General features: G+C 61.9%; 14 protein-coding genes. 7 read left to right on the top strand and 7 right to left on the bottom strand.

All coding sequences use genetic code 11. The annotated features are described in order from the left end of the window. Window positions 1-491: 491 nt before the first annotated feature. Complete coding sequence (locus AC3ISR_RS01665; protein WP_192298399.1) at window positions 492-932, bottom strand: hypothetical protein; 441 nt, start codon at window positions 930-932, stop codon at window positions 492-494. On the opposite strand from AC3ISR_RS01665, the gene AC3ISR_RS01660 reads away from it, so the two are divergent. After that, window positions 931-1,386 (top strand): tRNA (cytidine(34)-2'-O)-methyltransferase, encoded by a 456-nt coding sequence (locus AC3ISR_RS01660; RefSeq protein WP_226457630.1) that lies wholly within the window; start codon window positions 931-933, stop codon window positions 1,384-1,386. The two genes, AC3ISR_RS01665 and AC3ISR_RS01660, sit on opposite strands and share 2 nt — an antisense overlap. A 128-nt stretch (window positions 1,387-1,514) precedes the next feature. Here AC3ISR_RS01660 and secB read toward each other — a convergent pair whose 3' ends face one another. The 3 genes from secB to AC3ISR_RS01645 are packed head-to-tail and all read right to left on the bottom strand — an operon-like array spanning window position 1,515 to window position 2,695. Continuing rightward, complete coding sequence (gene secB / locus AC3ISR_RS01655; protein WP_226457629.1) at window positions 1,515-1,994, bottom strand: protein-export chaperone SecB; 480 nt, start codon at window positions 1,992-1,994, stop codon at window positions 1,515-1,517. Between the two features lie 34 nt (window positions 1,995-2,028). After that, a complete protein-coding gene (gene grxC, locus AC3ISR_RS01650) occupies window positions 2,029-2,280 on the bottom strand; it encodes a glutaredoxin 3 (protein ID WP_463983833.1) in 252 nt (83 codons plus the stop codon). A gap of 1 nt (window position 2,281) precedes the next feature. Further along, complete coding sequence (locus AC3ISR_RS01645) at window positions 2,282-2,695, bottom strand: rhodanese-like domain-containing protein (protein WP_192298403.1); 414 nt, start codon at window positions 2,693-2,695, stop codon at window positions 2,282-2,284. 151 nt (window positions 2,696-2,846) lie between these two features. On the opposite strand from AC3ISR_RS01645, the gene gpmI reads away from it, so the two are divergent. From gpmI to AC3ISR_RS01615, 6 genes are all read left to right on the top strand, one after another. Next, window positions 2,847-4,373, top strand: a complete 1,527-nt coding sequence (gpmI, locus tag AC3ISR_RS01640; protein ID WP_463983832.1) for a 2,3-bisphosphoglycerate-independent phosphoglycerate mutase — start codon at window positions 2,847-2,849, stop codon at window positions 4,371-4,373. 259 nt (window positions 4,374-4,632) lie between these two features. Continuing rightward, window positions 4,633-5,928 carry a murein hydrolase activator EnvC family protein gene (locus tag AC3ISR_RS01635; protein ID WP_192298405.1) on the top strand — a complete coding sequence of 432 codons (1,296 nt, stop codon included), beginning with the start codon at window positions 4,633-4,635 and terminating at the stop codon, window positions 5,926-5,928. Window positions 5,929-5,958: 30 nt separating this feature from the next. Continuing rightward, on the top strand, window positions 5,959-7,275 hold the full coding sequence (locus AC3ISR_RS01630) for a S41 family peptidase (RefSeq protein WP_192298406.1): 1,317 nt from the start codon (window positions 5,959-5,961) through the stop codon (window positions 7,273-7,275). Between the two features lies 1 nt (window position 7,276). Next, window positions 7,277-8,062 carry a divergent polysaccharide deacetylase family protein gene (locus AC3ISR_RS01625; RefSeq protein WP_463983831.1) on the top strand — a complete coding sequence of 262 codons (786 nt, stop codon included), beginning with the start codon at window positions 7,277-7,279 and terminating at the stop codon, window positions 8,060-8,062. Between the two features lie 66 nt (window positions 8,063-8,128). Continuing rightward, window positions 8,129-9,718, top strand: coding sequence for a trypsin-like serine peptidase (locus AC3ISR_RS01620; RefSeq protein ID WP_463983830.1), 1,590 nt, complete (start codon window positions 8,129-8,131; stop codon window positions 9,716-9,718). Window positions 9,719-9,797: 79 nt separating this feature from the next. Continuing rightward, window positions 9,798-11,063, top strand: coding sequence for a Vps62-related protein (locus AC3ISR_RS01615; protein ID WP_463983829.1), 1,266 nt, complete (start codon window positions 9,798-9,800; stop codon window positions 11,061-11,063). Here AC3ISR_RS01615 and AC3ISR_RS01610 read toward each other — a convergent pair. From AC3ISR_RS01610 to hisA, 3 genes are all read right to left on the bottom strand, one after another. Then, entirely contained in the window at window positions 11,016-11,771 is a 756-nt protein-coding gene (locus tag AC3ISR_RS01610) for a substrate-binding periplasmic protein (protein WP_192298410.1), read from the bottom strand. The two genes, AC3ISR_RS01615 and AC3ISR_RS01610, sit on opposite strands and share 48 nt — an antisense overlap. 66 nt (window positions 11,772-11,837) lie before the next feature. Further along, complete coding sequence (hisF, locus tag AC3ISR_RS01605) at window positions 11,838-12,608, bottom strand: imidazole glycerol phosphate synthase subunit HisF (protein ID WP_003171107.1); 771 nt, start codon at window positions 12,606-12,608, stop codon at window positions 11,838-11,840. A gap of 79 nt (window positions 12,609-12,687) precedes the next feature. Further along, window positions 12,688-13,437, bottom strand: a complete 750-nt coding sequence (gene hisA, locus AC3ISR_RS01600) for a 1-(5-phosphoribosyl)-5-[(5-phosphoribosylamino)methylideneamino]imidazole-4-carboxamide isomerase (protein ID WP_192298411.1) — start codon at window positions 13,435-13,437, stop codon at window positions 12,688-12,690. Between the last annotated feature and the right edge of the window lie 33 nt (window positions 13,438-13,470).

Here is a 13,470-nt window from a genome sequence, read left to right as displayed (position 1 = left end):
TCGCAAATACGGTGTAACAGGCACACATGTTCTGTCTGACCCACCGCTTTCGCGAGCAAGCCCGCTCCCACATTTGGATCGCCATAAACTTCGGGGATGTGCACCGCTTGAATGCACCATGAACCGGCATCGGGCACAGGTTTAGCGCTTCAAATCCTGGCCGCGCTGAAAAAAACAACAGCCAGAAACCACCAAAGCCCCGTATTCCGGGGCTTTGCGCTTTCTGTAGTAATTTTTTGGCACAACTCGGCCACTCTGGCACGCACCCTGCAATAACCCCTGTACAACCCGGTTTCGGGGACCTTGGTACAGGCAGGCCGAGAATCCCCTCTTTACACCCTGGGGTGCTTGATGCGAACCGCGTCGCACCCCGCCCCCGTTTCGGGAACCTCGGTACAGGCAGGCCGGGGCTTCCCTCTTTAACACCGAAGTCGTTGCGGCTTCAGCCCGTTTTGGGAGCCCTGGTACAGGCAGGCCGGGAACTCCCTCTTTTATTGCTCCTGGAGATGGATCTCCAACCGCCAGCGGCCGTCGGCCTTCTCGCCCTTCCACTCCCCGCGCAACGGCCGAGCCGCCACCAGGTTCAGCAGCAAGCCGCCATCGGTCTTGCGCACGCGCCAGTTCACATCCTTGTCATTGACCTTGAGTTGCCCGCCGGCGGCCTTGCCCTTGGCGTCGAACAGCAGCGCCACGGTGCCATCGATCAGCTCGCCATGCAGCTTGGGTTCGCTGTTGAACCACACCACCACACCGTCCGCGGCGGTCTCGACCTGTTGCAGTTCAACCGGGTCCGGCGTGGTCAGGCGGCCAATCATCAGCCCGACCATCATGCCGACAATCGCCAAAGAGCCCATGACCCTTGGCATTAGCTTCGGCCTTGGGTCGTCTTCGGGGGTAGAATGCAGCGCATCTTTACCTTCGGAGCCGTGCATGTTTCACGTCATCCTTTTTCAACCAGAAATTCCGCCGAATACCGGCAACGTTATCAGGCTGTGCGCCAACAGCGGCTGCCACCTGCATTTGATCGAGCCCCTGGGCTTCGACATGGACGATAAACGCCTGCGCCGTGCCGGGCTGGACTACCACGAGTACGCCACGCTCAAGCGCCACGCCGACCTGGCCAGCTGCCTGGAAAGCCTGGGCCACCCACGGTTGTTCGCGTTCACCACCAAGGGCTCGCGGCCGTTCCATGATGCCAGCTTTGCCGAAGGCGACGCCTTCCTGTTCGGCCCGGAAAGCCGTGGCCTGCCGGCCGAGGTGCTGGATGCCTTGCCTGACGGGCATCGCTTGCGTTTGCCGATGCGTGAAGGGTGCCGCAGCCTGAACCTGTCCAACACCGTGGCCGTCGCTGTTTACGAAGGCTGGCGCCAGCTGGGCTTTAGATAGCACCGCATAACAAATGTGGGAGCGGGCTTGCTCGCGAAAGCGGTGTGTCAGTCACTGAAAATATCGACTGATGGACCGCATTCGCGAGCAAGCCCGCTCCCACATTTAGTTCTGCGTCAGGTTCAGGATTACTGAACCGTCGAAGAACCTTCCTGTTGCATGCGCTGCAGCTCTTGCGCGTACAGGGCATCGAAGTTCACCGGAGCCAGCATCAGCGCCGGGAACGAGCCACGGGTGACCAGGCTGTCCAGGGTCTCACGGGCATACGGGAACAGGATGTTCGGGCAGAACGCGCCCAGGGTGTGGCTCATGGAGGCTTCGTCCAGGCCCTGGATCAGGAAGATACCGGCCTGTTGCACTTCAGCGATGAAGGCAACTTCTTCGCCGTTCTTGACGGTGACCGACAGGGTCAGCACGACTTCGTGGAAGTCGCCTTCCAGTGCCTTTTGACGGGTGTTCAGGTCCAGCGCGACGCTTGGGGTCCATTCCTGACGGAAGATGGCCGGGCTTTTCGGCGCTTCGAACGACAGGTCACGCACGTAGATGCGCTGCAGCGAGAACTGTGGGCTTTGGTCTTGCGCAGCTTCGGTGTTCTGTTGGTCAGTCATCGCAGATCCTTGTGATCTTGGGGTCTTTTAGGGGTTAGGCGAGCAGCGCATCAAGCTTGCCGGCGCGCTCCAGGGCAAACAGGTCGTCGCAACCACCGATATGCCGGGTGCCGATCCAGATCTGCGGCACGGACGTGCGCCCCGCTTTCTGGGCCATCTCGGCACGCACCTGGGGCTTGCCGTCGACCTTGATCTCTTCGAAGGCAACGCCCTTCTGCTGCAGCAAGGCCTTGGCCCGCATGCAGTAAGGGCACCAATCGCTGGAATATACGACAACCTGGCTCATATCACTTCACCAGCGGAAGGTTGTCGGCTTTCCAGCTGCCGATACCGCCGGACAGTTTGGCGGCGGTGAAACCGGCCTTGAGCATTTCGCGGGCGTGGGTGCCGGCGTGTTGGCCCTGGGCGTCGACCAGGATAATGGTCTTGGCCTTGTGCTTTTCCAGCTCGGCCATGCGCGCGACCAGCTTGTCCTGTGGAATGTTCAAGGCACCGACGATATGGCCGGCGGCAAATTCCTTGACCGGGCGGATGTCCACGACAACGGCCTCATCCTTGTTGACCAGCGCGGTCAGCTCCGATGTGCTCAGGCTGCGGCCACCACGGCTCATCTCGTGAGCGATCAGCAGCGCCAGCAGGATGACGAAGGCACCCACGAGCAGATAATGGGCAGTGGCAAATGCAATCAGGTGATCAACCATCAAGGAGGTTCCAGGGCGTTAAAATGGCGGTAAGTATACACAGCCGTCAGGGGGGGCCAACCCCCGTAAAGCGGTGACGCGGTTGGAACTTCGCTTTAAACTGCCACTCCCTTTTCAATCGCCTTCCTTTATTACCGCCACGAGAGGATCTATGACTACTACGCCTAAACCTTTGGTCCTGATAATTCTCGATGGCTTCGGACACAGTGAAAGCCACCACGACAACGCGGTGTACGCGGCCGACAAGCCGGTCCTCGACCGCTTGACCGCCAGCATGCCCAACGGCCTGATCTCGGGTTCCGGCATGGATGTCGGCCTGCCGGACGGCCAGATGGGCAACTCGGAAGTCGGCCATATGAATCTGGGCGCCGGACGAGTGGTCTATCAGGACTTCACCCGCGTCACCAAAGCGATCCGCGACGGCGAGTTCTTCGAGAACCCGACCCTCTGCGCCGCCGTCGATAAAGCTGTCGCTGCCGGCAAGGCCGTGCACTTCATGGGCCTGCTGTCCGATGGCGGCGTGCACAGCCACCAGGACCACCTGGTCGCCATGGCCGAGCTGGCCTTCAAGCGCGGTGCCGACAAGATCTACCTGCACGCCTTCCTCGACGGCCGCGACACCCCGCCGAAAAGCGCGCAATCGTCCATCGAACTGCTCGACGCCGCCTTCGCCGCCCTGGGCAAGGGCCGCATCGCCAGCCTCATCGGCCGCTACTTCGCCATGGACCGCGACAACCGCTGGGACCGCGTGTCCCAGGCCTACAACCTGATTGTCGACGGCCAGGCCGAGTTCAACGCCGCCACCGCCCAGCAAGGCCTGGAAGCCGCCTACGCCCGTGGCGAAAGCGACGAGTTCGTCAAAGCCACCACCATCGGTGAGCCGGTCAAAGTCGAAGACGGCGACGCCGTGGTGTTCATGAACTTCCGCGCCGACCGTGCCCGCGAACTGAGCCGCGTGTTTGTCGAGGATGACTTCAAAGAGTTCGAGCGCGCGCGCCAGCCGAAAGTGCACTACGTCGGCCTGACCCAATACGCCGCCAGCATCCCGGCCCCCGCCGCTTTTGCACCGGGCAGCCTGGAAAACGTGCTGGGCGACTACCTGGCGAAAAACGGCAAGACCCAGCTGCGCATTGCCGAAACCGAAAAATACGCCCACGTGACTTTCTTCTTCTCCGGCGGCCGTGAAGAACCGTTCCCGGGCGAGGAGCGCATCCTGATCCCGTCGCCAAAAGTCGCCACCTACGACCTGCAGCCGGAAATGAGCGCACCGGAAGTCACCGACAAGATCGTCGACGCCATCGACAACCAGCGTTACGACGTGATCGTGGTCAACTACGCCAACGGTGACATGGTCGGCCACAGCGGCAACCTCGCCGCCGCGATCAAGGCCGTGGAATGCCTGGACACCTGCGTCGGCCGTATCGTCGAGGCTCTGGAGAAAGTCGGTGGCGAAGCGCTGATCACCGCCGACCATGGCAACTGCGAGCAGATGTCCGACGAATCCACCGGCCAGGCCCACACCGCCCACACCACCGAGCCGGTGCCGTTCATCTATGTGGGCAAGCGCGACCTGAAAGTGCGCGAAGGCGGCGTGCTGGCGGATGTGGCGCCGACCATGCTGAAGCTGATGGGGCTGGAGAAGCCGGTTGAAATGACCGGCACTTCGATTCTGGTCTGATCCAAAGCACACCACCAACCCCTTGTGGGAGCGGGCTTGCCCGCGAATGCGCTCGTGCAGTCGACATCTTCAGTGACTGACACACCGTATTCGCGGGCAAGCCCGCTCCCACATTGGTTTTGCGTCGTCTGGAAGATGTCCTTTTGCCATCTCCCCACCGCTCGGCACCTATCTTGCCCACCAGCCCGAATTGGGCGTTTTTTTTGCAGCGCTTGCCGGGCATACTAGGCCGTCCATTTCCCTGGTGTCGCCCGCCTCTATGCTTCGCGCCCTGATTACCCTTGCCCTTGCCTGCCTGCTCCAACCGGCGTTTGCCGATGAGCGCGCACAAACCCAACAACAGTTGGACGCCACGCGTCAGGACATTACCGAGCTGAAAAAGCTGCTCGGCAAGCTCCAGGAAGAAAAATCCGGGGTGCAGAAAGACCTGCGCGGCACAGAGACCGAGATGGGCAAGCTGGAGAAGCAAGTCCAGGAGCTGCAAAAAGAACTAAAGAAGAGCGAGTCGGAACTGGAGCGACTCGACGCTGAGAAAAAAAAACTCCAGGGCGCCCGCGTTGAACAGCAACGCCTGATCGCGATCCAGGCCCGTGCCGCCTACCAAAGCGGCCGCCAGGAATACCTCAAGCTGCTGCTCAACCAGCAGAATCCGGAAAAATTTGCGCGCACCCTCACCTATTACGACTACCTGAGCCAGGCGCGCCTCGCGCAATTGAAGGGTTTCAACGAAACCCTGCGCCAACTGGCCAACGTCGAACAGGAAATTGCCGACCAGCAATCGCAGCTGCTCGACCAGAAAACCGCCCTGGACACCCAGCGCGACCAACTGGAGCAGGTGCGCAAGGAACGCCAGCTGGCCTTGGCCAAGCTCAATGACGACGTAAAAGCCCGCGACGCCAAGCTGCAGGCCCGCGAGCAGGACCAGGCCGACCTGGCCAAAGTGCTCAAGACCATTGAAGAAACCCTGGCGCGCCAGGCACGCGAGGCTGAAGAAGCGCGGCAAAAAGCGCTGATCGCCCAGCAGGAAGCGGAAAAAAAGCGCCAGCGTGAGGCCGAGCTGGCCGCCAGCTCGGACGCCCCGGCGCCGCGTAAACCGGCGCATGCAGCCCCTGGCCCACTGGTTTCCAGCGCCGGCGAGAACTTCGGCGGCCCTTTTGCTTCAGCCCGCGGCAAACTTCCATGGCCTGTTGATGGTCGATTACTGGCACGCTTTGGGGAAACCCGTGGCGATGACACCCGCGCCAAGTGGGACGGCGTGATGATCAGCGCCTCCGCCGGTAGCCAGGTGCATGCCGTTCACGGTGGGCGCGTGGTGTTTGCCGATTGGCTGCGGGGCGCCGGTTTGTTGGTGATTTTGGATCACGGTAATGGCTATTTGAGCCTTTATGGCCACAATCAGACATTACTCAAGTCGGCAGGTGATGTTGTAAAAGCCGGTGAATCCATCTCCACTGTCGGTAACAGTGGTGGCCAGGACACCCCGGCGCTGTACTTCGCTATTCGTCAGCAGGGTCGCCCGAGCGATCCTGCACAATGGTGCCGTTCCCAAGGATAGGGCCGCACCTACATTAGGAGTTCGTTCGACATGCTGCATTTGTCCCGCCTCACTTCGCTGGCTCTGACGATCGCCCTGGTGATCGGCGCGCCTCTGGCTTTCGCCGACCAGGCCGCACCGGCTGCACCTGCCGCCTCGGCCGCGACCACCAAGGCGCCGTTGCCGCTGGACGAGCTGCGCACCTTCGCCGAGGTCATGGACCGGATCAAGGCAGCCTATGTCGACCCCGTAGACGACAAGACTCTGCTGGAGAATGCCATCAAGGGCATGCTCAGCAACCTCGACCCGCACTCCGCCTACCTGGGCCCGGAAGATTTCGCCGAGCTGCAGGAAAGCACCAGCGGTGAATTCGGCGGCCTGGGCATCGAAGTCGGCGCCGAAGACGGCAACGTCAAGGTCGTCTCGCCCATCGATGACACCCCGGCGTCCAAGGCCGGCATCCAGGCCGGCGACTTCATCGTCAAGATCAATGGCCAGCCTACCCGTGGCCAGACCATGACCGAAGCCGTCGACAAGATGCGCGGCAAGATCGGCCAGAAAATCACCCTGACCCTGGTGCGCGACGGCGGTGCGCCATTCGACGTGACGCTGACCCGCGCGACCATCACGGTCAAGAGCGTGAAGAGCCAGTTGCTGGAGTCGGGCTACGGCTACATCCGCATCACGCAGTTCCAGGTCAAGACCGGCGACGAAGTGGCCAAGGCCCTGGCCAAGCTGCGCAAAGACAACGGCAAGAAACTCAACGGCATCGTGCTCGACCTGCGCAACAACCCCGGTGGCGTGTTGCAGGCGGCGGTGGAAGTGGTCGACCACTTCATCACCAAGGGCCTGATTGTGTACACCAAGGGCCGTATCGCCAACTCCGAGCTGCGTTTCTCGGCCACGGGCAACGACCTCAGCGAAGGCGTGCCCTTGGCCGTGCTGATCAACGGCGGCAGCGCCTCGGCCTCGGAAATCGTCGCCGGCGCCCTGCAAGACCAGAAGCGCGGCGTGCTGATGGGCACCACCAGCTTCGGCAAAGGCTCGGTGCAAACCGTGTTGCCGCTGAACAACGACCGCGCCCTTAAGATCACCACCGCGCTGTACTACACGCCGAACGGTCGCTCGATCCAGGCCCAGGGCATCGTGCCGGACATCGAAGTACGCAAGGCCAAGATCACCAACGAGGCCGACGGCGAGTACTACAAGGAGGCCGACCTGCAAGGTCACCTGGGCAATGGCAACGGCGGTGCCGACAAGCCTAGTGGCAGCGGCGTCAAAGCCAAGCCGATGCCGCAGGACGATGACTACCAACTGGCCCAGGCGCTGAGCCTGCTCAAGGGCTTGAGCATCACCCGCAGCCGTTGATATGCGTTTTGCCCTGATCATCGCTGTGCTGTGCAGCCTGGCAGGCGTCGCGCAAGCGGCCCCTGCCGGCGCGCCGCACAAAGCCTACCTGACCCTCATCATCGACGACCTTGGGCAAAACCTGCCCAGGGATCGCCGTGTATTGGCTCTGCCCGGCCCGGTAACCACCGCGATCATGCCCGACACGCCCCACGCCGCCGAATTCGCCCGCGAGGCGCACAAGGCCGGCAAGATCGTGATCCTGCACATGCCCATGGACCCGGCCACCGGCCCGTTCGCCTGGCACCCCGAGCTGCCCATCGAAGAGCTTGGCAAGCGCCTGGACGCCGCGTTCAAGGCCGTACCCTACACCGCCGGCATCAACAACCACATGGGTAGCCGCATGACCGCGCAACCGGCAGCCATGGCCTGGTTGATGGATGAGCTGCAACGGCGCAACAAGTTCTTTGTCGACAGCCGTACCAGCGCGCAGACGGTGGCCGCCGCCCAAGCGCAGAAGATCGGCCTGGCCAGCGTTTCCCGCGACGTGTTCCTGGATGACGAACGCACCGAAGCGGCGATCACCACGCAACTGCAGACCGCAATCAAGCTGGCCCACAAACAAGGCTCGGCAGTGATGATCGGCCACCCGTACCCGCAGACCCTGGCGGTACTCGAGCGTGAATTGCCCAAGCTCAAGGCCCAGGGCGTGGACTGGATCGACATCAAGCTGATGATCAGCCTACGCAGCAACCAGGCGATGGCCGGGCATGGCAAGGACGGCACCTACCGTCCCGCAGCTAGGTAAGTACCACCCATCCCCAACCCCGGTCCTGAATAGTGCGCCTTTAGGTTCACGCTTACAGGACACTTCATGAACATCACTCACCTCACACTCTGCGCCCTGCTGCTCGGCAGCCTCACCGGATCACTCATGGCTGCACCGCGGGATTTCGGCGAAGGCCTGCCGAACAGCAGCCCCGCACGCATGCTCAGCAACGCGCGCCATGAACACGACCACTGGAATGGCGTCGGCCGCATTCGCAACGAAGCCCAGACCCTGTGTACCGCCACGTTGCTGGACACCCGCGACGCCGCCGGAAAATCCGGCCCGGCCTACGTACTCACCAGCAGCCATTGCCTGCACCGCCTCAACGGCGCAGTGCAAAAGGACCTGCCGATCAAAGGCAGCATCAGCTTCAACTACTTCGACGACACCCTGGAGTCGATCAAGACCTATTCGCTCAAGACCCTGAAATGGGGCAGCAGCCAAGGCATGGACCTGGCCATTATCGAATTGCAGACTTCACTGGCGGCCTTGCTCAAGGCCGGAATCAACCCACTCAAACTCGCCGAAGAAGTCCCTGCCGATGGCAATGACATCCTTGCCCTGACCGCTCCGGAATGGGACACCCTGCACCTCGGCGCATGCGTCCAGCAAAGCTCCCAAGAACTGGTGGAGCAACCGTTCGTATGGCGCGTCACCCTGAAAAACCAATGCCCGGGCATCATGCGCGGCAGCTTTGGCGGGCCTCTGCTCGACCGCGCAACCAACACCGTGTTCGGCATTCTCAGCACCAGCACCAGTGGCCAACCCGAGGAGCGCAAATGCCAGCGGGACGCGCCGTGCGAGGTCAACCAAGGCCAAGCCTCCTGGCACGCCGAGACCAACTATGGCAGCCCGGTGACGTTCCTCAACCGCTGCTTCGCGGCCGGGGTATTGAAACCCGACAGCGAGTACTGCGACCTCTTCCCGACAACCACGATCACCTTCAAAAATCCGAAGCCGATCCAGCAGTACTTCATCAAGCAGCCTGGCACCAAAGGCAAAGACATCGTGCCGCGCTGGAACCTGGCCTTCACCACCAACACCCCGCTCTACCGCTACAAGACCACACGCCGTGCGATTGACTGCGAAAACCCGGTGCACTACAGCTCGCCCATCAACGCCGAAAACGCCCACATCAACGATGCCATCGGCCCACAGACCGGCATGCAGATGCTGTGCATCGTCGGCGTAGCTTCCGCCGAACAACCTGTGACCAACGGCATGATGCGCAACGCGTTGACCCTGGCCGTCGAACTCGCCGAACCCGGGCCGGCGCGCACGCCCAACCTGACGATCAGCCTCGACAAACATGGGCTGGGGGCCTACACCGTGATCTGGAACCTGGCCTCGCCATTCATGCATCGCTACACCTACAAATATGGCCCGGCCGCGACCACCGATTGCCTGCGTCCTGCCGCCTACTTGCCAATCCCACCCCCACCATTGCTCGGCGAAGAGGACGAAGACGAGCCCATTGACCTGGTGCGGCCCCTCAATGACTTCCCTGGGATGCAGACGGAAAAGTTCGCCCAACTGATCAACGTCAGAAACACGCCGATCAAGATTTGCACGTATGCATTCGACCAGGCCGACCAACCTTCAACCCTGCGGGTCGATCTGCTCAAGCCGCGCTGAATGCGCCCTACATAGCTACCGCTGGACGCCGCCGGGATTGACCGATAGTGCCCCCTCCAATCAACTGGAGAGATTCCCCATGAATCCGCTGCAATTCAACGACCTGCTTATCAGCTTTACCTGCGAGTTCCTGCCGCTGTGGAACGACAAGGGGTCAGGCGCCCACCGCGCCATCGGCCTGTGGCGGCCCAGCACGACATCCGACGCCCTCAGTCAGTTTTTCCCACTGGGCGACATCGCCACCGGCAGCTATCGCAACATCAATCAACGCAAGATCGTCGCCGTGGTCAGCGATGCCAACAAGGTCAATGGCACCGCACTGCGCCCGCCGGCAGACTATGAGCAAGTGTGGAAGGATGCAGGCTCGGGTGCGCGAAACGATTTTTCCATCTGGCGGCCGCTGCCACCTGAAGGCTATGTAGCTATGGGCCTGGTGTGCGGCGTAGGTTATGAAAAACCTTCGAGCAATGCCGTGCGCTGTGTGCGCGCCGACCTGGTGACGAGTGCCCAGCCCGGCGATTTGATTTGGAGCGACGAAGGCAGTGGCGCCTCTCGGGACTTCAGCGCCTGGTCGATCAGAGTGCCGGACGCAGCGCCCGGCGAGATCAACCTGGCGCCCGGGACGTTCGTCGCCAACGCAAGCTACACCCGGCCCACCCAGCCGACCTACGCACTGCGCCTGCCCCTCAGCGTGCCACTGAACGAACCCCCGCCACCGCCGGCCCTCACCAGTTACGCGGGCCCCGACGAGGCGGCAACCACGCCCACGACCCATGTGTGCCTGCTGCCGTGGTTCAGCGTCAAAGACCCGGAGTTGAATGCCATCGAACAGCTGCTGTCCTCACCTACCTACCGCCTGGAACGCACCGACCGCCATCTGTTCGCCGGCTTCGGCCACAACACCACCGACACCAGCCAACCGTTCATGTGGACCGCCAACAAGGGCGAAACCGGCAACCATTCCAGGGCCCTGGCCGCGACAACCTGCGTCGACCTGTGCAGCGAATGGCCACCCAAATACCGTGTATTCGAATTGAATTTCTCGGCGCATCTGGAACAGGACTTCACCCACACCCAACGTTCGGCCAAGGGCTGGAATCAAGCCTCGTCGCTGGACATCATCACCTACGTTCCGGCCAACAAGGCCGTCGCCGCTTACCTGATCCAGAGCGAATACCGCTTGCTGCGCCAGGACGGCAGCCAGGTGTCGACCACCGTCAGCTACACCAGCGGCGATCAAATCTATATGAGTGAATTTCCCCGCGAAGAATCGCCGCCGGCGGTGACGCAAGCCGCGCTAGAGGTAGCGAGCCATGATCTCGTCGATGAGACCGTCGCGCCGTAGCTGATCGAGCGTCGCCTGCAGCTTGAGCACCACCTCGTCCGGCACTTGCTTGTTGAGCGCCAGGTACAACTGCGCACTGTTGAAGCGCAGCACGGTCTTGAGGCCGGTGACGCCCACCTGGCGGGCGAGGTAGCGCCCGGCGGGATCGCCGGTGGCCCACAGGTCGATCTGGCCATCCAGCAGCTTTTGCGCATTGTCCTGGTCGCGCAATACCACTACCGGGTTGAGGCCCTGCTTCTCCAGGGTCTGGGCAATGGCATCGCCCTTGTACGCGCCGATCCTGTAACGGCGCGCGTGTTCCAGGTCAGTCAGTTGGATCTTGCTGTCGGCCTTGGCCAGCAGCACCCAATCGTCCGGGCCGATGGGGCCGACCCATTTGAACTGGGACTCGCGGTCCGGCAGGCGAGCCATCACGAATACGCCGTAGCCGGGTTTTTCCAGGGCGAGCTTGTAGATGCGCTCCCAAGGAAAACGTAGGGTCAGGTTGTAGGAAATGCCGGCACGCTTGAAGGTCTCGCGGACGATGTCCACGGCAATGCCTTCGATGTTCTCTTCCTTGGCGAAGTTCTTGCCGTTCTTCGCCATGTTGTACGGCGGGAAGTTTTCCGTCAGCAGCACCAGGGAGGTGTCGGACGGCTCCTCGGCGTGGGCAGAACCGGCCAAAAGAATGGAGGTACTGGCGAGGACGAGCAGAAGATCTTTGAACATGAAGGTTACCGGAATCCATGGCAAGCGCAGAGAGTGCCCCGCGCCTGCCATGGTGTCCAGCAGCGTTTAGCGAACGACGATACCGCGCGCCGCCATGTAGGCCTTGGCCTCGGGAACGGTGTATTCGCCAAAGTGGAAAATACTCGCCGCCAGTACCGCACTGGCGTGGCCTTCGATGACACCGTCGGCCAGATGTTGCAGGTTGCCGACGCCGCCGGAGGCAATCACCGGGATACCCAACGCATCGCTGATGGCGCGGGTTACGCCCAGGTCGAAGCCGTTTTTCATGCCGTCCTGGTCCATGCTGGTCAGCAGGATTTCACCGGCGCCCAAGCCTTCCATCTTCATCGCCCACTCCACCGCATCCAGGCCGGTCGGCTTGCGACCACCGTGGGTGAAGATCTCCCAGCGCGGGGTTTCGCCCGGGCCGGAGACTTTCTTGGCGTCGATGGCCACCACGATGCATTGCGAGCCGAAGTGCTGCGCGGCTTCGCCGACGAACTCCGGGTTGAACACGGCGGCGGTGTTGATCGAAACCTTGTCCGCACCGGCATTGAGCAGGTTGCGGATGTCTTGCACGGTCCGCACGCCACCGCCCACGGTCAGCGGGATGAACACCTGGCTGGCCATGCGCTCGACGGTATGCAACGTGGTGTCGCGACCGTCGACGCTGGCAGTGATATCGAGAAAGGTAATCTCGTCGGCACCTTGCTCATCGTAGCGACGGGCGATTTCCACCGGGTCGCCGGCGTCACGGATGTTCTCGAACTTGACGCCCTTGACCACGCGACCGTTGTCGACGTCCAGGCAAGGGATGATGCGCTTGGCTAAAGCCATAGACTTAATCTCCGATTAAGAAGCTTTAAGCTACAAGCGGCAAGTTAGAGCAGATCTGCTGTAACTTGCCGCTTGAAGCTTACGGCTTGGAGCTACTCGCGTAGGCGTCGCAGTAAGCCTGGGCTTCGGCGACGTCCAGGGTGCCTTCGTAGATTGCGCGGCCGGTGATCGCGCCGATGATGCCGGGGGCCTTGGCGTCCAGCAGCGACTTGATGTCACCCAGGTTGTGAATGCCGCCCGAAGCGATCACCGGGATTTTGGTCGCCGCAGCCAGCGCCGCAGTGAACGGCACGTTGCAGCCCTGCATCATGCCGTCTTTGGCGATGTCGGTATAAACGATGGCAGAAACGCCGTCGGCTTCGAACTGCTTGGCCAGGTCGATCACCTGCACCGTGCTGATTTCAGCCCAGCCGTCGGTGGCGACGAAACCGTCCTTGGCGTCCAGGCCCACGATCACTTTGCCCGGGAACGCGCGGCAGGCTTCGGCGACGAAGGCCGGGTCTTTGACGGCCTTGGTGCCGATGATCACGTAGCTCACGCCGGCCTTGACGTAGTGCTCGATGGTTTCCAGGGAACGGATACCGCCACCGATCTGGATCGGCAGGTTCGGGTAGCGCTTGGCGATCGCCGTGACCACTTCACCGTTCACCGGCTGGCCTTCAAAGGCGCCGTTCAGGTCCACCAGATGCAGACGACGGCAGCCCCCTTCCACCCATTTGGCAGCCATGCTCACCGGATCATCGGAGAACACGGTGGAGTCTTCCATGCGGCCTTGGCGCAGACGTACGCAGGCGCCGTCCTTGAGATCGATAGCGGGGATAATGAGCATGCTTTTCCTTCGTCAAAGAGCTGCAAGCTGCAA

The sequence above is a fragment of the Pseudomonas sp. GL_117 genome (assembly GCF_057835125.1).
This window is presented reverse-complemented; position numbering and strand designations above follow the sequence as displayed.